Raw genomic sequence first — 20,035 nt, forward strand, 5'->3', positions numbered from 1 at the left:
GTCAGTGGCAGTCGTGCCACCGGGCCACGGCAATTCGGTGGTGCTCTCGTGGTGGCGATGAACAGCGCGATCGCGATCCTGGCGGACCCCCCTCCGCAACTGCTCCCCGCCCGCCAGCTCATGGCCTTCACCCTGGCCTCCCACATCCTGCTCGTTCCCTTCGGCGTGGCTCTTCCCGCCATCACCCTGCTGATGCACTACCGCGGGTTGCGCAAGAGCGATCCGGTCGCCCTGCTGCTCGCGCGGCGCTGGTCGGCGGTCATGGCCGTGCAGTTCGCCATCGGCATCGTCACCGGGACCGTGCTCTCCTTCGAGTTCGGCCTGCTCTGGCCGGGCCTCATGGGCCGCTGGGGCGATGTCTTCGGCCTCGGGTTCGGGGTCGAGGCGTGGGCGTTCTTCCTGGAGGCGATCCTCATCGCCATCTACCTCTACGGCTGGCGGAAACTGAAGCCGTGGACGCACTTCTGGCTGGCTCTGCCCCTGCCGCTGACGGCACTGCTGGGCGCGTTCGGCATCATCGCCGCGAACTCCTGGATGAACACGCCGCGCGGCTTCTCGCTCGACGCAGGCGGCAACCCCGTGAACATCGACGTCCGCAGGGCGATCTTCACGCCGATCTTCGGCCCCGAGTACTGGCACTTCGTGGCGGGTGTCGTCCTCACGGCGGGCTACGTAGTGGCCGGGGTGTACGCGGTGGGCTGGCTGCGAGGCCGGCGTGACCACTACCACCGGCTCGGCTTCACCGTTCCGTTCACCGTCGCCGCGATCCTCACCCCCGTGCAGTTCGTGCTCGGGGACTCCATCGCCCGCTCGGTGTTCAAGGAGCAGCCGGTGAAGTTCGCCGCCACCGAGTTGGTCTGGAAGACCGGCACCCACCAGCCGGAGTACCTGTTCGGACGCCTGCACGAGGACGGAACGGTCTCCGGCGGACTCAAGTTCCCCCAAATGGACTCGATCCTCGCCGGTTTCAGCCCGGACACCCGGGTGACGGGCCTGTCGTCGGTCCCCGCGAGCGACCGCCCCACGGCGACCCAGGCCACCATCGCCCACTGGGCGTTCGACATCATGGTGTCGATCGGGAGCGCGCTCCTCCTGCTCGCGCTCTGGTACGGCTGGTGCTGGTGGCGACGACGCGACCTGCCCAGTTCCCCGTGGTTCTTCCGGTGCGCCGCCGTGGCGGGGGCGGCCTGCCTACTGACGGTGGAATGCGGCTGGATCACCACCGAGGTGGGGCGTCAGCCCTGGATCGTGTACGAGAACATGCGGGTGTCCGAAGCCGTCACGGACACCCGGGCCGCGCCGCTGTGGACGATGCTCGCCGTCGTCATCACGGTCTACGTACTGATCTTCGGCACCTTCCTGGGCGTCCTGCTCAAGATGCGCACCCGCTGGCGGATCGCGGACGAACAAGAGGGCGATGCCCAGGCCGCCGGCACTCCGGAAGGCGACGCCCCCTACGGGCCCCGCCGGGCGACCGTCGCGGCCGCACCGGATCACGATCACGGTTCCGCTCGCGGTGACGGAGGAGGGCGATGATCCAGGACGTCGTGGCCTGGGTGCTGCTGGGCGCGGTCGCCGCCTACGCCTGTGCGGGCGGGACGGACTACGGAGCCGGGTTCTGGGACCTCTTCGCGGGCGGCAGCGCACGGGGCAAGCGGCCCCGGTGGCTGATCGACCACGCCATGGAGCCCGTCTGGGAGGCGAACAACGTCTGGCTCATCTTCGTCCTGGTGTTCATGTGGACGGGCTTTCCGGTGCTGTTCCAGACGCTCTTCACCGCCATGTGGCTCCCCCTGGCGCTCGCGGCCCTGGGGCTCGTCCTGCGCGGTGCCGGCTTCGCCCTCCGCAAACCCATGACACGCCTCGCACACCGCAGGATCTACGGCACCACCTTCGCCGTCTCCTCCCTCCTGGTGCCCTTCTTCCTCGGGGCGGTGGTCGGCGGGCTGGCCACGGGCCGGGTCGCTCCGGGGGCGAAGGAGTCCGCGGACGCGTGGTCCAACGGGACCTCCGTGCTCTGCGGCCTGCTCACCGTCGCCGCGACCGCCTTCCTGGGGGCGGTGTTCCTCACCGCCGACGCCCGCCGCTTCGACGCCCCCGACCTCGTCCACTACTTCCGGCTGCGCGCCTGGTACGCCCTCGGGGCCATCGCCGTCCTGACCGCCGTCGGCCTCGTCGTCACACACCACGACGCGCGCTACGTCTACGACGGCCTCACCAGCGGAGTCGGCCTCGCCTTCGTCCTGGCGGCGGCCGTCTGCGCCGTGGCCACCGCCGGGCTGCTCCACCGCATGGCCACGGGGTGGGCGAGGATCACCGCGGTCGGGAGCGTCGCCCTCGTCGTCATCGCCTGGGGGCTGGCCCAGCGGCCCTATCTCATCCCCACCTCGCTGACCGTGGACCAGGCGGCCGGAGCACCGACGACACTGCGCTGGCTGCTCCTGGTCACGGTCATCGCGATCGTGCTCGTCGGACCGCCGCTGGTCCTGCTCTACCGCCTGGACACCAGCGGCGCCCTGCAACCCCTCGCCGACGACGACCTGCGCCGCACGGCCGTGAACCGGGATCCGGGCCGGCACCGCTGACCACCCCGCCCGGCCACCGCCCTTCTCGGACCGTGCGGGTGACCGCAGGTCGCTAGCCGTCCGCCTTCTTGGCGCCCATGGCGATGTCTCCGAGGACCTTCGCGGGCAGCGCACCCGGCCGAACGGCGGCGCCGATGTTCTTCTTGAAGCCCACGCTCACCCCGGCCCAGGACTTCTTGCCCACCGGATACAGCCGCGAGGACGGCAGGGCGCGCAGGAACACCTTGAGCGGTGCGGCAGCGGGATCGTCGGAGCCGAGCATCCGCCGGTAGCCGGTCGTGGTCACCGGCAGCAGGCCGTACTTCGAGGTGAAGGCCGTGACGTTCTTCTCCTCGTACAGGTAGTCGAGGAACTGGCCGGATTCCTTCGGGTGCCCGTTCTTGAAGGCCATGACCCAGTCGGCGACGCCCATCGCCTGCGGCTCCGAGGCGTCCGCACTGGGCAGTGCGACCATTCCGAACCTGACGCCCTTGGCGGTCGCCTGTTTCACCAGAGTGGGGTGGCCGTTGAGGATCCCGACCTCCCCGCGGGTGAAGGCGTCGAAGGCCTTCTGACGGTCGAGCTTTCCCGGCTCCTCCGGCCCGGTCAGGCCGGCGCCGACCAGGCCGTCCCGCAGGAACTCGAACGTCTTCACGTTCGCGGACGAGTCGATGGCGTAGCTCTCGGAGTCGTTCGTGATGCCGCCACCTCCGGCGAGCATCCACTGCATCGACTCGGCCTGGGCCTCCTCCGGCCCCAGCGGCAGCGCGATCGGCGTGCGCACCCCGTCGCTCTTGAGCTTCCTGCCGGCCGCCGTCAGGTCGGCCCAGCTCCGGGGCTGCCACGACGCGCCCTTGGCGATGACGCCCGCGTCCTCCAGTAGCTTCGCGTTGTAGAACATCAGCCGGGTCGAGGCCACGAACGGCAGACCGTACTGATCGCCGTGGACCTTGCCCGCCTGCGCGAGCGGCGTCAGCAGATCGGCCTCCGTGCGCACCGACAGGAGTTCGTCGGCCGCGTACAGCTTCCCGTCGGCCGCGTAGTCGGCGTAGGCGCCTATCTGCGCGATGTCGGGGGCGTGTCCGGCCGCGACCATCTCGGCGACCTTCGCGTCCACGTCGTTCCAGGACAGGACGCTCACCTCCACCCGCACACCGGGATGCGCGTGCTCGAAGCCGTAGGCCAGCTCCTTCCAGTAGGGCTCGGACGAGTTGGCCGGGCTGTCGCCGTAGTCGGCGGCCACGATGCGCAGCACCACCTCGGCGCTGCCCGGATCGGACTCCATGCCGCAGCCGGCCAGCAGCACCACCGCCAGACAGCCGGCTCCGGGCGCTCTCAGCCGACGAAACTTCACCCTCATGACCCACACCTCTCCGCTCCGCTGGGCGTAGGTCTACACCAGTTTCACCTGGTCTTCACAGGGTTCTGCGCAACCGAATCCACCTCGTGTCCACCCCAAAACCCGCCAACGGTCAACCAGTTGTAGTTCAGGTCGGCCACCACGTTGTCCACGTGGCTGCGGCGCTTCATGATCCGGGCGATGTTCGTCTTCTGCACGGCCCAGCAGACCGGGCAACGGATTCGCCGACCTCATCGCCCGCGACAAGGCCACGGGTGGGACTGCGCCTGCTCCAGGGCGCCGGCCCGAACGGCGAAGGCCTCGCAGACCCGGCGGCGGCCCGGCGTGGTTTCGGCCACGCCGGGCTCCTATCGGCCGACCTTGATTCCCAGGGGTTCCGACCCGCCCGACCGGCCTACGATCAAGGAACTTGGTCGGGTCGGCACCCTGGAACCGGAGGACCCCCGCATGTCCTCAACGCCCTCCGCGGAGCTGGACACGGGAAGATTCCGGGCTTACGGCGCCCGGCACGTGGATGAGCTGAGCAGTCGCTTCGGCCTGCCCGGCCCTGTCGCCCGGTCCGTCAAGGCCCTCGCCACCGTGCTGCCGTTCCGCGTGAACGAGTACGTGCTGTCCCACCTGATCGACTGGGAGCACGTTCCGGAGGACCCCGTCTTCCAGATGGTCTTCCCCCAGAGCGGGATGCTCCCGGCCGAGGACGAGCGCCGGCTGGCGGCCCTCCTGGACGATCCCGGCGCCCGCAAGGAACTCCGGCTCGCGGTCCAGCAGATCCGCGGCACCCTCAACCCGCACCCCTCGGGCCAGAAGCAGCTCAACGTCCCCGCGCTGGACGGCGCGTCGGTGCCCGGCCTCCAGCACAAGTACCGCGAAACCGTCCTGTACTTCCCCGGCCAGGGACAGACCTGCCACGCGTACTGCACCTACTGCTTCCGCTGGGCGCAGTTCGTGGGCGACGCCGATCTGCGGTTCGCCGCCCCGGACCCCGGCGGCCTCGTGGACTACCTCCTCGCCCACCCCGAGGTCGACGACGTGCTCGTCACCGGCGGCGACCCGATGATCATGTCCACGGAGCGGCTGCGCAGCCACCTCGGCCCCATCCTGCGCGTGCCCGGCGTCCGCACCGTCCGCATCGGCACCAAGTCGGTCGCCTACTGGCCCCAGCGCTTCGTCACCGACGCGGATGCGGACGAGGTGCTGCGGCTCTTCGAGGACGTCGTCGCATCGGGGCGGAACCTCGCCCTGATGATGCACTTCACCCACCCCCGCGAGCTGGAGACCGACCTCGCCCGCAGGGCCGTCGCCCGCATACGGTCCACCGGCGCCCTGGTCTACTGCCAGGCACCCCTGGTCGCCCACGTCAACGACGACCCGCGGACCTGGAGCACGCTGTGGCGCGCGGAACTGGCCGCGGGCGCCGTCCCCTCCTACATGTTCGTCGAGCGGGACACCGGCCCGTACGAGTACTTCAAGGTGCCGCTCGCCCGCGCCCACGAGATCTTCCGGTCCGCACCCGGCACACCCCCCGACATCGCCGCCGCCCTGCGCGGAGTCGCGTCCGGAGCCACCTAGCCCACCCCGTCCTGGAGGTCCACGGTTCCGCTCCACGTCAGGTCGCCCGCCGAGCGGCCCACCAGGAGTTCGTACGTGCCGGGCTCCGTGCGCCAGGAGTGGTCGGCTTCGGACCAGTGCCGCAGGGCGCGGGCCGGGACCTCCACGACGGCCGTCGCCGAGGCGCCGGCCTCCGCGTGGACCGCGGCATAGCCGGCGAACCAGCGGACCGGGCGCTCGACGGCGGACCGCGGACGGGCGAGGTACACCTGCACGACCTCGCGGCCGGGCCGGTCACCCGTGTTGCGCAGCCGCACCCGGACCGTGAAGGAGGAGCCCTCCGCGACGGCCGCCGGGGCGTCGACCGTCCCGTACTCCCAGGTGGTGTAGCCCAGGCCGTGGCCGAACCAGTAGGCGGGCCGCCGGCCGGTCAGGAGCCAGGCCCGGTGCCCGATGTGCACGCCTTCGCCGTAGGGGAGCCGGCCGTCGAGCGGGTGGACGTGGGTGACGGGCGCGTCCGTCAGCGCGGCCGCCCAGGTGGTGGGCAGGCGCCCGCCCGGCTCGGCGTCCCCGAACAGGACGTCGGCGAGCCCGGTGCCCGCCTCCTGCCCGGGGAACCAGGTGAGCAGCACCGCGCCCACCTCCTCGCGCCAGGGCAGTTCGACGGGGCCGCCGCTGTTGACCACGGCCACGGTGCGCCGGTTGACGGCGGCCACGGCACGGACCAGCGCGTCCTGGTGACCGCCGAGGCGCAGGTCACCGCGATCGTGGCCCTCGGTCTCGGTGTGTTCGGTGGTGCCGACGACCACGATCACCGCGTCCGCGTCGCGGGCCGCCCGGACCGCTTCGGCGAGCGCCGCCGCCGTCCCGGGCTCCGGCGGGGCCGCCGCGACGACCGTGGCGCGCCCGGCTCCGGGCACCAGCTCGCGGGTGGCCGTCAGGAGCACGGGCCGCGTCGTGTCCAGGGTCGCCCGCACCGTGTGGAGGGGCGGGTTCACGTGGACGACGGCCGGGTCGTCGGTGGTGCACGGGAACGCGCCGTCCAGCACGGTCCGGCCGTCGAGGGCGAGGGTCATGCGGCCGAAGCCGGCGATGCCGAAGGTCCATTCGCCCGCCGCCTGCGGCCGTACGAGCGCGCTGATCTCCACCGTCCGCGCCTCGGGCACCACCGGCGGCTCCAACTGGCGCCCCGACAGCCGGTGTTCGGCATGAAGCTCGTGGCCCGCCCCGTCCAGGAGGCGCAGCAGCACACCGGGCTCCCCGGATCGGGGATCGCTGCACCAGCCGGTCCCGAGCGGTGCCGGGGGGACGCCGAGTCCCGGACCCGGTACGTGCACGACCCGGGCCAGCCCGTCCAGCCGGGCCCGGATCCCGTCGAGGGGAGTGACCGTGTGCGCGGGGAAGACCCCCGCGCTGCCTCCGCCCTGGAGGCGCGGGGAGTCGGCGTACACGCCGATGACGGCGACCTTCGCCAGTGAGGACGGGTCGAGCGGGAGCACCGCGCGGTTGCCCAGCAGTACGGAACCGGAGGCCACGGTGCGACGCAGCAGCGTGCGGGTGCCGTCCGGCCCGAACGCCGGGGTGCGCGGGCGCCGGTTCGCATCGAGCGCTCCCACGCGTCCGGCCAGCCGCAACAGGCGCCGCACCTTCTCGTCGACGGCCTGCTCGGGGACGCGCCCGTCCTCCACGGCCCGGACGAGGGACTCCGCCCACGGGCCCTGCGGTCCCGGCATCGCCAGGTCGAGGGCGGCGAGTGCCGGTTCCACGGCGGAGCGCAGGGCGCCCCAGTCGGAGACCACCACCCCGTCGAAGCCCCAGTCGCCCTTGAGGGGTTCGGCGAGCAGCGGACTGGCGGTCATGGTCGCGCCGTTCACGCTGTTGTAGCCGGCCATCACCAGCCATACGCCGGCCTCGACGGCGGCCTCGAAGGGGGCCAGGTACACCTCCCTCAGCACCCGCTCGGAGGCCCGTACGTCCACGTGCATCCGGCCGGTCTCGGAGTCGTTGGCCACGTAGTGCTTGGCCGTGGCCGCCACCCCCGCGGCCTGGATGCCCCGGACGAGCGCCGCGCCCGTGCGGCCCGTCAGCACGGGATCCTCCGAGAAGCACTCGAAGTGCCGGCCGCCCAGGGGCGTGCGGTGCAGGTTGAGCGTCGGCGCGAGGACGACGTCCACGCCCTTGCGGACCGCCTCCGAAGCGAGCAGGCCCCCCAGCTCCTCGACCAGTCCCTCGTCCCACAGTGCGCCGATCGCCGAGGCCGAGGGCAGCAGCGCGGAGGTGAGCCGCTCGTCCCAGGCCTCTCCCCGCACCCCTGCGGGGCCGTCGGAGGTCACCATCTCCCTCAGGCTGACGGCCTGTTCGCCGGCCGTGCGCCAGGTCGTGGCCCCGGACAGCAGCCGCACCTTCTGCACCAGGTCGAGCTTCTCCAGCAGTCGATCCAGCAAGTCCTCGCCCATCCCCACCCCATTCACGTCATCCGCTCCTCACCCATGGGAGAAGACCCGGCCCTCCCCGTTGTTCGGACGGGGCGGGCCGGGCCCGTACGGAGGGCCGGCCGGGTCAGGTCGGCCGGTACTCCGCGTTCATTGCCGCGCTGTCACGGGGTCAGCTGTAGATGCCGAACTCGTGGAGGGAGTAGCCCCAGGCGGTGCCGCGGGCGGTCAGGTTCAGCCGTACGTGGCGGGCGTTCGCCGAGAGGTTGATCGTGTCGATGTCACCGTTGCCGGTCGTCGTGGTCTGGACCGTGCGCCAGTTGGTGCCGTCGTCGGAGAGCTGCACCTCATACGACTTGGCGTACGCGGGGTCCCACACCAGCTGCAGGGTGCGGATCGCCTTGGAGGCCCCGAGGTCGACACTGATCCACTGGGGGTCGCTCCAGTCGCTGGCCCAGCGGGTGGTGGTGTTGCCGTCGGTGGCGTTCGAGGCGGGGCAGGGGCAGTCGCCGTAAGAGGCCTGCGAGGAGGAAGCCGTGGTGGGCCTGTTCAGGGCGATGTTGGTGCCGCTGACGGGCGGGGCGACGACCTTGACGGACTTGGTCTCGATGCCCAGGTTGCCGTGGCCGTCCTCGGCCTGGATGTAGACCTTCCAGACGCCGAGCTTCTCGGGAGCGGTGACCGCGAAGGTCCCGTTGCCCGTGGCGCGCCACTGCGCCTCGACCAGGCGCTTGTCGCCGTTCGCGTAGTTGCCGCTGAGGTAGACCTTGTACGTCAGGGGGTCGTTCTGCGGGTCGCTGATGTTGGCGCGGACGGTGAACTCCCCGCCGGCCGGGGCATTGGAGGCCTTGTCGACGACCATGTTGCTGACGACCGGAGGGGTGTTGTCGCCCGCGGTGGACCCGGTGTACGCCTTCTTCACCGCGTAGTACGAGAGCCTCCGCAGGCCGTCGGGCAGCAGGTTGAACCAGATGCCGCCGAAGTCGTGCTCGATGCCGTAGTGGAACATCGTGGCACCCAGGGCCACGCCCTGGTGTCCGGTGATGCAGTTCCAGGCGGTGGTGTACCCCTCGGCGGTCTGGACGTCGGTCTTCTGGTCGGGGATGCCGTTCGCGTCGTTCGGCACCTCCCACTCACCGGCCGGGCCCGTCTCGGTGATGATGTAGGGCTTGTTGTAGCCGCCGTCCACCCAGTCCTGCTTCACCTTGCAGATGTTGCCGTAGGAGTTCATCGAGTACAGGTCGAGGTCCGGGGCGTTGCGCTTGTAGTACGGCCACGCACCCGTCCAGGCGTCGGTCGAGGTGACCGGGTGGTCCGGGTCGATGCTGTGGATCTTCTTGGCCACGTCGTTGACGAACGTGGTGTAGGCGTTGCGCTGCGCCTCCAGTTCGGTGCCGCCGTAGCAGTTCTGCAGGCCGAGGACGGACTCGTTGCCCACGTTCCACATGAGGGTGGCCGGGTGCGACTTGTAGGTGTCCACCCACTTCGCGAACTCGGTCAGCATGTTGCTCTTGTACGCGGCGTCGGTCACGTAGTTGACGCAGCCGCCCGAGCCGGGGCCGCCGCCGGGCTGCAGCCAGAAGCCGTTGATGACCCGGATCCCGTTCGCCGCGGCCGTGTCGAGCAGGGGCTTGCTCGACGCGTCCGTGCCCCAGGTGCGGATGGTGTTGACGCCCATGGACTTCACGTCGGGCATGTACTTCGGGGCGTCCGCGAAGGACGGGCCCCAGGTGAGGCCCTTGACCGTGTACGGCTGCCCGCCGACGGTCAGCTGCCAGTTGCCCTGGGAGCCGGCCACGCGCACGGCGCCCTGGGCCGGGGGTTCCGTCGTGGTGCTGCCGTAGACCTGGAACTCCCACAGGGAGTAGCCGTAACCGCCGGAGCGGACCAGGCCGTTCATCCGTACGTAGCGGCCGCTGCCCGAGATGGTGATCTCGTCGGTGCCGCCGTCGCTGCCGGTGACGGATTTGGCGGTGCGCCAGTTCGTCCCGTCGTCCGAGACCTGGATGTCGTAGTTCTTGCCGAAGGCGCCCTCCCACGTGAGGACGACCCGGCTGAGGTTGCGGCTCGCGCCGAGGTCGACCTGGATCCATTCGGCGTCGCGCCACTGGCTGGCCCAGCGGGTGCCGGTGAGGTTCCCGTCGAACGCGGCGGCCGCGGAGTAGCCCTCGCCCTCCTGGGAGGAGGCGGTGGCCGGCTTGCCCTGGGAGAGCAGGGTTTCCGCCGCGACCGCGGTGGGGGCGCCGGCCAGGGTGAGCGAGGACGCGAAGAGCGCGCCGAGGGTGACGAGGGCGGCCGCGCCGCGGGTGCGGCGGGGACTGGTTCTGGTGGAGGGAGGGGGGAACATTGCGGCTCCTGGTGTCAATTGCGGGGGAAAGCCCCTGGGCCGGGGCGCGGAGATCGGTTCACCCGGCCCAGGGGAGTCGGGCGCGTCTGCGGCGGGTCGGCGGAGACGGTCGGGCGGTGGTGCCCCCGGGCCGCGGCGGCAGGGCGGAAACCGGGCCCGGGGTGTCGGGGGCCGGTTCCGCCGGGCGGGCGGCGGAACCGGTGGGGGAGGCCGAGCGGGGGGCGGGGATTAGGGGAACGGGCGGGGATTAGGGGAACGAGACCACTGTCGAGGGAACCGTCGAGGTGCCGGCCGGGACCGTGGACGCTCCGGTGTCGTTGATGACGTGCTCGTAGTGGCCGTTGCCGCCGAGCGACACCGTCAGGAGGCTGTGGAACTTGACGCCCGGCTTGACGGGGGCCTTGAAGCCGTGGTCCTGGCGGATGTTCGGGTCCACGTTGTAGTTGCAGTAGCTGCCCAGGCCCCACGCCTCGTGGGTGGTCACCGAGTCGTCCACCCGGTAGGCGGCGTAGCCCTTGGTGGCGCCGTTCTGGATGGCGGCCTGGTTGGGGGCGTCGTAGGCCTTCTCGTTCTGGTAGAAGACCGTCTTGCCGCGCTCGCCGTACCACTCCACGTCGTACTTGTTGAAGTGCTCGACGAACAGGCCCGTGGCCAGGACGTCGTCACCGTTCACCCGCACCCCGTAGTCGGCGCGGTTGGTCTCCCAGCCCACGCCCTCGCCGTGGTCGGCGCGCCACACCCAGGTGTGGTCGACGATGGTGTCGTCGCTGTTGACGACCACGCTGGTGGTCGCCTTGCCGGCGCCCGCCCCGCCGACGCGGATGTACACGTCCTGCACGGTGGTGGGGTTGGCGGCGTGGTCGGCGGAGGAGTTCTGCGGTCCGAGCTCCAGCAGGGTCGGCGAGTTGACCGGTCCGGCGTCGATGAGGAAGCCGGCGAGGCGGACGCCGTCGACGTCGGCGACCTTCATCGCGGTGACACCGTTGTCGGGGATGATCGTGGCGAGGCCGAGGCCGAGCACGATGGTGTTCGCGCGGTTCACGTTGATGGTCTGGTCGACGTGGTAGACGCCGGGCGTGAACAGCAGGTTCAGGCCCTGGGCCAGCGCCTGGTTGATCGTGGCGGCGGTGGTGCCGGGCTTGACCACGTAGAACTGGCCGAGCGGGACGGAATCACCCTGCGGGGTGCCGTTGGCCCAGGTGGTGCCGCGGGCGTTGGTGCGCTTGGCCGGCGCGAAGACCTTGTACTCGCTGCCGTCGAGGTAGAGGTAGGGCTTCTCGCGGGAGACGGGGGTGGTGTCGAGCGTGGTGTAGCGGGGCTCCGGGAATCCGGTGGCCGGAGCGCCCTCGACGCCGGAGAAGGTCTGGTTCCACACGCTGTTGGACCAGCCGCCGATGGTGCTGTCGCGGGTGTACCACTGCTGCTGCGAGTAGTTGCCGACCTGGCCGTCGACCTTGGAGTCGGCGATGTAGCCGCCGCTGGCCCAGCCGTAGCCGTTCGGCGCCAGGTTGAGCGCGCCCTTGACGTGCATGCGGCGGAAGGAGGACGCCTGCGAGACCGCCCACCGGTTGGTGCCGCTGACCGGATTCACGGTCAGGCCCTCCGCACCGCGCCAGAAGTTCTGGGTCGCGTTGCCGTTGAACCAGCCCGCGTCGACCGTTACGTCACCGTTGATGGTGGTGTCGTCCGGGCGCAGGCCGAGGCCGGCGATCTGGGTGTAGAAGCCGATCTGGGCGTTGATGTTGTTGTACGTACCGGGCTTGAGGAGGAAGGCGTGCCGGCCGCTGCCGAACTGCGCCGACTCCTGCTCCTGGAAGACCTGGTCCAGCTTGGCCTGGATGCCCGGCGTGGACGGGTCCACGATGTGTACGTTCGGGCCCAGGTCGCCGCCGCCCGGCAGGACCGGGCCGGTGCTGCCGCCGTCGGCGCCGAACACCTGGAACTCCCAGAGCGAGTAGCCGTAGCCGGTGGCCCGGGCGACGCCCTGCATGCGGACGTAGCGGGCGGTCCCGGTGATGCTGACGGTTTCGGTGCCGCCGGCGCCGGTGGCCGTGGAATAGGCCGTGGTCCAGTTGGCGCCGTCGGTCGACAGCTCGATCCGGTAGGCCTTGGCGTAGGCGGCCTCCCAGCGCAGAACGACCTTGCCGAGCGCGGTCGAGGTGCCGAGGTCCACCTGCAGCCACTGGGCGTCGGAGGCGGCGCTGGACCACCGGGAGCCGTTGTCGCCGTCCACGGCGTACGTCGCCGGGGTGCCGTAGTGCTCCTGGCTGGAGGCCGTCACCGTCTTGCCCTGGGAGACCGGCGCGGCCTCGGCGGAGGCGGCGGGGGCCGCGGGTGTCAGGGCGAGCAGGCTGCCGAAGAGGGCGGTCGTGACCGCCCCGGCGATCCCCTTCCGGGTGGAAGCAGGACGTCGTCCGCGGGGCAACGCATCGACAGGTATGCCAGTAGGCATTGGTGCTCCTTTAACGAACCTGAAACGGGAGAGCGCTCTCCAGACCTTGCCCGTAACGCGATCGACTGGTCAAGGAACTTGACGCCTTTTCTTTCGTCTTTCATTAAGTGCAGAGGTGGGGAGGGGTGGGCTTCGTGGGCCGCGTGCGGCACGACCGAGCCGCCGTACGTGTGCGCGGTCGGCGCGTGTGCGTACGGCGGCTCAGGGGCCTTGCTCGTGCGGGTGGTTCGGGCGGTGGCCCGGGTCACCCGGGGCGGGTGCTCAGCGCCTCGTCTCGTACCTGGTCAGGATCACGCCGCCGGGAAGCGTCCGCGTCTCCACCAGGTTGAGGTGCACCCGGTTGTCCAGCGCGGTGAAGAACGGCGTGCCGCCGCCCACCAGGACCGGCACGGTGGCCAGCACGTACTCGTCGACCAGCCCGGCCCGCACGGCCGCCCCGGCGAGCGTCGCGCCGCCGATGTCCATGGGGCCGCCGTCCTCGGCCTTGAGCCGGGTGATCTCGGCGACCGCGTCGCCGGTGACCAGGCGGGTGTTCCAGTCGACCTCGTGGACCGTCGAGGAGAACACCACCTTGGACATGTCCCGCCAGCGGCGCGCGAACTCGATCTCCGCCGGGGTGGCTTCGGGCCGCTGGTCACCGGTCGGCCAGTGCGAGCTCATGGTCTGCCACAGCTTGCGCCCGTACAGCGTCAGCTCGGTCGCCTTTAGCTGGTCGGACCAGAACTGGAACAGCTCCTCGCTCGGCACGCCCCAGCCGATGTCGTCGCCGGGCGCGGCGATGTAGCCGTCCAGGGTCAGGTTCATGCCGTAGATCAGTTTTCGCATGGCGCCAGCCTCTCGTGAGTCGGTCTCACGCGCAGAGACCGGCGCGGCACGGAAAACTCATCGGCACGCGACCCGGGCTCGTCGTGCCGCCGAGGAAACGGCACCGGTACGCGGCCCCGCGCGGACGCGCCGCAGCCCTCCCGTGGGGAGCCGGGAGGGCGCTGGGCCCGGGATGGTCCGGAGCCACACCATAGGCACCGGAACGTGCCGGCCGGTAGGCATATGACAGGGGGAAGGAGCGCGGCCGGGACCGCGGGGAGCCGCCGGACCTATGCGGAGAGTCCGCGGTGGCTGCGGACGATGTCCGCGTAGCGGTGGCCGCTGGTCTTCATGGTGCGCTGCTGGGTCGCGTAGTCGACGTGGACGAGGCCGAAGCGCTTGTCGTAGCCGTAGGCCCACTCGAAGTTGTCCAGCAGGGACCAGGCGTAGTAGCCGGCGAGCGGGGCGCCCTGGCGGACGGCGCGGGCGCAGGCAGCCAGGTGCTGTTCGAGGTAGGCGGTGCGCCCGGGGTCGTCGACCGTGCCGTCGGGGGCGACGGTGTCGGGGAAGGCGGAGCCGTTCTCGGTGACGTAGAGCTTCCGCACGCCGTAGTCGTTGGTCAGGCGCAGCAGCAGGGATTCGATGCCGTTGGCGTCGATCTGCCAGTCCAGGCCGGTGCGCGGCACGTCCGGGAGGCGGACCTCGCGGGCGAAGGGGACCGGGCCGGAGGCGTCGTTGGTGACGGTGGCGGGGAAGTAGTAGTTCAGGCCGTGCCAGTCGAGGGGCGCGGCGATGGTCTCCAGGTCGCCGGGGCGCTCGGGCAGCTCCACGCCGTACAGCTCCCGCATGTCGGTGGGGAAGCCGCGTCCGTAGACCGGGTCGAGCCACCAGCGGTTGGTGTGTCCGTCCATGCGGACGGCGGCGGCGATGTCCTCCGGGTCGTCCGAGGCGGGCACCACCGTGGAGTGGTTGGTGACGAGGCCGATCTGCGCGCCGGGTGCTGCGGCACGCAGGGCCTGGGCGGCCAGGCCGTGGCCCAGCAGCAGGTGGTAGGAGGCGCGTACGGCTGCGGTCAGGTCGGTCAGGCCGGGGGCCATGCGGCCTTCCAGGTGGCCGATCCAGCCCGAGCAGAGCGGTTCGTTGAGGGTGGCCCACTGGGTGACGCGGTCGCCGAGGCGCTCCGCGACGGCGGTGGTGTAGGTGGCCAGGTGTTCGGCGGTCTCGCGGACGGTCCAGCCGCCGCGGTCCTGCAGGGCCTGGGGGAGGTCCCAGTGGTAGAGGGTCACCGAGGGGGTGATGCCGGCCTCCAGGAGCCCGTCGACCACCTTGTCGTAGAAGTCGAGGCCGCGGGCGTTGACCGCTCCGGAGCCGTCGGGGACGATGCGCGGCCAGGCGATCGACATGCGGTAGGCGTCGGTGCCCAGCTGCTTCATGAGCTCGATGTCCTGCGGCCAGCGGTGGTAGTGGTCGCAGGCCTCGTCGCCGGTGTCACCGTTGTCGATCTTGCCGGGGGTGTGGGAGAAGGCGTCCCAGATGGACGGCCCGCGGCCGTCCTCCTTGACGGCTCCCTCGATCTGGTACGCGGAAGTGGCCGTGCCCCAGGCGAAGTCCTGGGGGAAGGCGCCGAGGTCAATGGAATCCGACACAGCAAACCTTTCGAAGAGCGTGGGAAGAGGGGCTACTTGACCGCGCCGGCGGTCAGCCCGGTCACGAGGTAGCGCTGGAGGAGGAGGAAGCCGCCGACGACGGGCAGGCTCACGACGAGGGAGGCGGCCATGACCTGGTTCCAGTACACGTCGTTCTGCGTCGAGTAGCCCTGCAGGCCCACCGCGAGGGTGCGGGTCGCGTCGTTGGTCATCACGGAGGCGAACAGGACCTCGCCCCAGGCCGTCATGAAGGCGTAGACGGCGACGGCGACGATGCCGGGGATCGCGGCCGGCACGATGACGCGGAAGAGGGCGCCGAGCGGACCGCAGCCGTCGACCTTGGCGGCCTCGTCGAGGTCCCTGGGGACCGAGTCGAAGTAGCCGATCAGCATCCAGATCGAGAACGGCAGCGAGAACGTCAGGTAGGTGAGGATCAGCCCGGCGCGCGAGCCGAACAGCGCGATCCCGGTGGCGTTGCCGATGTTGACGTAGATGAGGAACAGCGGCAGCAGGAAGAGGATGCCGGGGAACATCTGCGTCGACAGCACGGTGACGGTGAAGACCCGCTTGCCGCGGAAGGAGTAGCGGCTGACGGCGTAGGCCGCGAAGATCGCGATGATGACGGAGAGGACGGTCGCCGAACCGGCCACGATCAGCGAGTTCATGAAGTAGTCGCCGAGGGGGACGGTCTTCCAGATGTCGAAGTACGGCTGGACGGTCAGGCCCGAGGGGATCCACTGGAACTTCCCCGACACGTCCTGGAGCGGTTTGAGCGAGCTGGAGACCATGACGTACACCGGCAGCAGGACGAAGCCGGTGAGCAGCGTCAGGAAGACCAGCCGGCTCAGGAGGAACGACTTGGGGGGCGCCATGGGCGACCGGGAAGCAACCGCCTGAGTGTGCCTAGGCATCGGTGGCGCTCCTTCCTCGGGAGGTGAGCAGGAGGTAGAGGCCGGTCACCACGAGCAGGAACAGCAGCAGCAGGACGGACATCGCGGAGCCGGTGCCGAAGTTCCAGGTCTGGAACGAGGACTGGTAGATGTGGATGGAGATGAGGTCGGCCGAGGCCGGTGCCGACTTGCCGAACAGGACGAACGGCGTGTTGAAGTCGTTGAACGTCCACAGGAACAGCACCAGGATCAGGACCTGGTTGACCGGGCGCAGCGAGGGGAGCGTGATGCGGCGGATCTGCTGCCAGACGCCCGCTCCGTCCAGGGCCGCGGCCTCGTAGATCTCGCGGGGGATGTTCTGCAGGCCGGCCATCATGATGAGGAAGGCGAACGGCCAGCCCTTCCAGACGGAGACGACCAGCAGCGTGACGAAGGCGTTGTCGCCGATGAGCCAGAACGGCGGGCTGTCGGTGAGTCCGAGCTGGTCGTGGATGACGTGGTTCACCAGGCCGTTGTCGCGCTGGAACATGAAGGCCCAGGTGATGACGGCGGCGTAGACGGGCAGGGCGTACGGCACCAGGAAGATGGTGCGCAGGATGCCCCGGCCCTTGAACGTCTCCTGCATGAAGATCGCGGCGGCCGTGCCGATCAGCCAGCACAGGCCCACCGAGAAGAAGGTGAACAGGCACGTGGTGAAGAAGGAGCTCAGCAGCGCCTGGCCGACCGGTGCGTCGAAGTCGACGGTCAGCGAGTAGTTGTCGAGGCCGGACCAGGGCGCGCTGCCCCAGTCGCGGAGGTAGAACTGGGTGAGCTCCTTGAAGCTGACCACGATGCCGATGACCATCGGGATCAGGTGGACCAGGAGTTCGAGGACGAGTGCGGGGAGCAGCAGCAGGTACGGCAGGGAGATGCGGCGGAGCCGCCCGGAGCGGCGGGTGCGAGGCGCCGCTCCGGGGTGGTTCTTCCGTACCGTCCGCTTGCCCGTACGAGGGGGTGCGGTGGTCGTCATGAGGTGTCCGTGCCCTACTTCTTGGGCATCTGCTGCTGGGCCTTCTCGAGCTTGGCCTTGACCGACTCCAGCGTCACCGGACGGCCGGCCGCCGCGTCGGCGAAGAGCTCCTTGACCGCGGTGCCCACCACCGTCTCGAACTGCGACTCCTCGGGGACCTGCGGGAGGGCGGAGGCGCTCTTGGCGAGCGTGTCGCGCAGGACGGACAGGCCGGGGGTGTTGAAGGCGGGGTCGGTCTGCGCGGACTTCACCGGCGGGATGGAGCCGTAGGTCTTGTTGAGGATCTTCTGCTCCTCGTCACCGGTCATGAAGTTCACGAACTTCGTGGCGCCGTCGATGTTCTTGGTGTTCTTGAAGACGGCCATGTTGATGCCGGCCACCATGGAGTTGGTGGAGGTGCCCGTCCCCGGCGCACCGGACTGCACGGGGGCGGGGACCACGCCCCACTCGTCCTCCTTCATGCCCTGCGCGGCGAAGGTGGCCGACGCGGTCTGCCACAGCACCATGGCGGTCTTGCCCTTGGCGAAGTCGCTCAGCGACTGGTTCTGGGAGTACTCGGCGTTGCCCTTGGCGACGATCTGCGCGTCGGCCATCAGGTCGACGTACTGCTTCACGGCCTTGACCGCGCCGTCGGAGGTGAAGTCGGCCTTGCCGTCCGCGGTGAAGAAGTCCGCGCCGTGCTGCTTGCCGAGGACGAAGACCTGGTGGATGTTGTTCGACAGGTTGGAGCCCTCGACGCCGAGCCCGGCCTTGCCGTCCTTGGTCAGCTGCTTGCCGGTGGCGACCAGCTCGTCCCAGGTGGTCGGCGGCTTGGTGACGCCCGCGTCGGCGAACGCCTTCTTGTTGTAGTAGAGCGCGTAGGCCATGGAGTACAGCGGGACGGCCGCCGGGTCCTGGCCCTGGACGCCGGTGGAGCCGAGCGCCGACTCCACGAACCGGTCCTTGCCGCCGATCTTCTCGAAGTTCTTGGCGTCCCACGGCAGCAGCGCGCCGCTGGCCTGCAGCGAGGCGCTCCAGGTGTTGCCGATGTTCAGGACGTCGGGGCCCTGGCCGGAGGTGGTCGCGGTCAGGATGCGGTTGAGCAGGTCGCCCCACGGCACGACCTCGAGCTTGACCTTGATGCCCGTCTGCTTCTCGAACTTGTCGAGCTCGGGCTGGAGGACCTGCTTGTCGACCTCCAGGCTCGATCCCTGGTTGGAGGCCCAGTAGGTCAGCGTCTTCGGCTGCTCGTTGGACCCGCTCCCGTTGGTGGAGCCACCGCCACCACAGGCGGCCGCCCCGAGGACGAGGGAGAGGGTGACGGCGCCGACCGCTGCGACTCTGATTCTGCGCATGGCTCCATGGGCCTTTCAGGAAGGAACGGGATGCCGACTGCGGGGTGGGGGGCGGACGTTCCGCGGTTCGCCCCCAAAACCACATGGCTTAATTTAGGATGTGAGTTAAACCTCAAGCGAAGGACTCGTCAAGAGCGTTCACGCAGGTATCTTGCAGGTACGGGCATCGATGACAGGGGACAGAGTGCGAGTACGTAGCGGCAGAACAGTGCGTGACCTGCGGCGCGAGAACCGGACCGCTGTTTTGCAACGGTTGTATTTCGACGGCCCCCTGAGCCGCTTCTCGCTGGGTCCCGCCACGGGGCTGAGCTCCGGATCGATCAGCAACGTGGTCGCGGAGCTCGTCGCCGACGGCCTGGTGGAGGAGGCCGGCAGCGTGGAGTCGGCCGGCGGGCGCCCGCGGACCCTGCTCCGCGTCAGCCCGACGAGCGGCTACATGATCGGCGTGGACGTCGGCGAGACCCGTATCCGCATCGAGCTCTTCGACCTGACCCTGACCGAACTCGCCCGCGTGGAACGGCCCCTGGAGGCGGCGGGACCCCGCCGCATCGACCGCTATGAGGTCACCGTCGTCGTGCAGCACCTGCGCGAGGGCATCGCCGAGGTACTGCACCGGGCCGGCATCGCCCCCGAGCGGCTCCTCGGCGTCGGCATCGGCGTCCCCGGCATCGTCGCCCGGACCGCGGACGGCGCCGTCGTCCACGGCCAGACCATCGGCTGGGACGCGGTCCCCCTGGAGCGCATGCTGCGCGATTCCCACCTGCTGCCCGAAACCGTCCCGTACTACATCGACAACGGGGCCAAGACCCTCGGCCAGGCCGAGATGTGGTTCGGCGCCGGACGCGGGGCGCACAACGCCGTCGTCGTGCTCTTCGGCTCCGGCGTCGGCGCCTGCGTGGTCAGCGACGACACCCGGACCGGCCGCGCCATCGAGTGGGGCCACCTGACCGTGCGCGTCCGCGGGCGCCGCTGCCGCTGCGGAGCGCAGGGCTGCCTGGAGGCGTACGCGGGGGCCGAGGCCCTCCTGGAACGCTGGGCCGAGGCGGGCGGACGGCCGCCCGCCGACGCCGACGAGGAGACGGCCCTGACCGCGATGCTCGCCGCGGCGTACCCCGGGGAGGGCGGTGGGCAGGGCGCTGGGCAGGGCGCCGAGTCGGGCCCTGGGCAGGGCTCCGAGCAGAGCGCCGAACCGGGCCCCGGCGGCGCCGTTCCCCTGGCCGACGCGACCGCCCTGGCCGTCCTGGAGGAGACCGCCGAGTACCTCGGCGCAGGATTCGCCGACCTGATCAACCTCTTCCAGCCCGAACGCATCCTCGTCGGCGGCTGGGCCGGCCTGCAGCTCGGCACCCGCTTCCTGGACTCCGTGCGGTCCTACGCCACCTCCTACGCCCTGTCGTACCCGGCGGCCAACGTCCGCATCGACCTGGGCACCTTCGGCCCCGACGCCGTCACCGTCGGCGCGGGAATCCTGCCCCTCGCCGACTTCTTCGCCCGCGGCGGACACCGCACGGAGCCCGAACGCGAGGAGCCGCTCCCGGCTTGGCGCACCACGCTGCAGGAGCGGGCGGCCCACTGAGCCCCGGCCGAGCCCCGGCCGAGCCCCCGGTCCAGCCCCGGCCCACCCCGCAGCCCGCGCGGTGGGCCGACCC

The 20,035-nt window shown here is 70.5% G+C and carries 13 protein-coding genes and 1 pseudogene; 4 read left to right on the forward strand and 10 right to left on the reverse strand.

The window, feature by feature from the left end; genetic code table 11:
* Positions 1 to 57 precede the first annotated feature (57 nt).
* Positions 58 to 1,536 carry a cytochrome ubiquinol oxidase subunit I gene (locus ACFWNV_RS17495; protein ID WP_383947217.1) on the forward strand — a complete coding sequence of 493 codons (1,479 nt, stop codon included), beginning with the start codon at positions 58 to 60 and terminating at the stop codon, positions 1,534 to 1,536.
* Positions 1,533 to 2,585 carry a cytochrome d ubiquinol oxidase subunit II gene (locus ACFWNV_RS17500; RefSeq protein ID WP_383947219.1) on the forward strand — a complete coding sequence of 351 codons (1,053 nt, stop codon included), beginning with the start codon at positions 1,533 to 1,535 and terminating at the stop codon, positions 2,583 to 2,585. Before ACFWNV_RS17495 ends, ACFWNV_RS17500 begins: the two co-directional genes overlap by 4 nt.
* Positions 2,586 to 2,637: 52 nt before the next feature.
* Here ACFWNV_RS17500 and ACFWNV_RS17505 read toward each other — a convergent pair whose 3' ends face one another.
* Together ACFWNV_RS17505 and ACFWNV_RS17510 are read right to left on the reverse strand one after the other, a co-directional pair.
* The gene (locus tag ACFWNV_RS17505; protein WP_383947222.1) at positions 2,638 to 3,924 is read right to left on the reverse strand and encodes an ABC transporter substrate-binding protein; all 1,287 of its coding nucleotides are present in this window, start codon (positions 3,922 to 3,924) and stop codon (positions 2,638 to 2,640) included.
* Positions 3,925 to 3,968: 44 nt separating this feature from the next.
* Positions 3,969 to 4,121, reverse strand: coding sequence for a hypothetical protein (locus tag ACFWNV_RS17510; RefSeq protein WP_383947225.1), 153 nt, complete (start codon positions 4,119 to 4,121; stop codon positions 3,969 to 3,971).
* A gap of 250 nt (positions 4,122 to 4,371) precedes the next feature.
* Between ACFWNV_RS17510 and ACFWNV_RS17515 the strand changes: the two are divergent.
* A pseudogene (locus tag ACFWNV_RS17515) lies at positions 4,372 to 5,490 on the forward strand (KamA family radical SAM protein); the annotation flags it as partial.
* On the opposite strand, the gene ACFWNV_RS17520 reads toward ACFWNV_RS17515, so the two are convergent.
* From ACFWNV_RS17520 to ACFWNV_RS17555, 8 genes are all read right to left on the reverse strand, one after another.
* Entirely contained in the window at positions 5,490 to 7,928 is a 2,439-nt protein-coding gene (locus ACFWNV_RS17520) for a glycoside hydrolase family 3 C-terminal domain-containing protein (protein ID WP_383947227.1), read from the reverse strand. The pseudogene ACFWNV_RS17515 and the gene ACFWNV_RS17520 overlap by 1 nt on opposite strands.
* A gap of 148 nt (positions 7,929 to 8,076) precedes the next feature.
* Positions 8,077 to 10,251, reverse strand: coding sequence for a discoidin domain-containing protein (locus tag ACFWNV_RS17525; RefSeq protein WP_383947230.1), 2,175 nt, complete (start codon positions 10,249 to 10,251; stop codon positions 8,077 to 8,079).
* A gap of 247 nt (positions 10,252 to 10,498) precedes the next feature.
* Entirely contained in the window at positions 10,499 to 12,703 is a 2,205-nt protein-coding gene (locus tag ACFWNV_RS17530) for a discoidin domain-containing protein (protein ID WP_383947233.1), read from the reverse strand.
* A 261-nt stretch (positions 12,704 to 12,964) separates the two neighbouring features.
* Positions 12,965 to 13,528, reverse strand: a complete 564-nt coding sequence (locus ACFWNV_RS17535; RefSeq protein WP_383947236.1) for a dihydrofolate reductase family protein — start codon at positions 13,526 to 13,528, stop codon at positions 12,965 to 12,967.
* A gap of 269 nt (positions 13,529 to 13,797) precedes the next feature.
* Positions 13,798 to 15,153: a GH1 family beta-glucosidase gene (locus ACFWNV_RS17540; RefSeq protein WP_383947239.1), complete on the reverse strand. Its 1,356-nt coding sequence runs from the start codon at positions 15,151 to 15,153 to the stop codon at positions 13,798 to 13,800.
* Between the two features lie 32 nt (positions 15,154 to 15,185).
* Entirely contained in the window at positions 15,186 to 16,025 is an 840-nt protein-coding gene (locus tag ACFWNV_RS17545) for a carbohydrate ABC transporter permease (RefSeq protein ID WP_383947241.1), read from the reverse strand.
* Between the two features lie 31 nt (positions 16,026 to 16,056).
* A complete protein-coding gene (locus tag ACFWNV_RS17550) occupies positions 16,057 to 17,052 on the reverse strand; it encodes a carbohydrate ABC transporter permease (protein WP_383947244.1) in 996 nt (331 codons plus the stop codon).
* A gap of 14 nt (positions 17,053 to 17,066) precedes the next feature.
* The gene (locus ACFWNV_RS17555; protein WP_383947247.1) at positions 17,067 to 18,386 is read right to left on the reverse strand and encodes an ABC transporter substrate-binding protein; all 1,320 of its coding nucleotides are present in this window, start codon (positions 18,384 to 18,386) and stop codon (positions 17,067 to 17,069) included.
* A 184-nt stretch (positions 18,387 to 18,570) separates the two neighbouring features.
* Here ACFWNV_RS17555 and ACFWNV_RS17560 point away from each other — a divergent pair, with 184 nt between their 5' ends.
* Positions 18,571 to 19,962, forward strand: a complete 1,392-nt coding sequence (locus ACFWNV_RS17560) for an ROK family protein (protein WP_383947250.1) — start codon at positions 18,571 to 18,573, stop codon at positions 19,960 to 19,962.
* Positions 19,963 to 20,035 lie beyond the last annotated feature (73 nt).

The sequence above is a fragment of the Streptomyces sp. NPDC058401 genome (genome assembly GCF_042722885.1).
GTDB lineage: Bacteria > Actinomycetota > Actinomycetes > Streptomycetales > Streptomycetaceae > Streptomyces.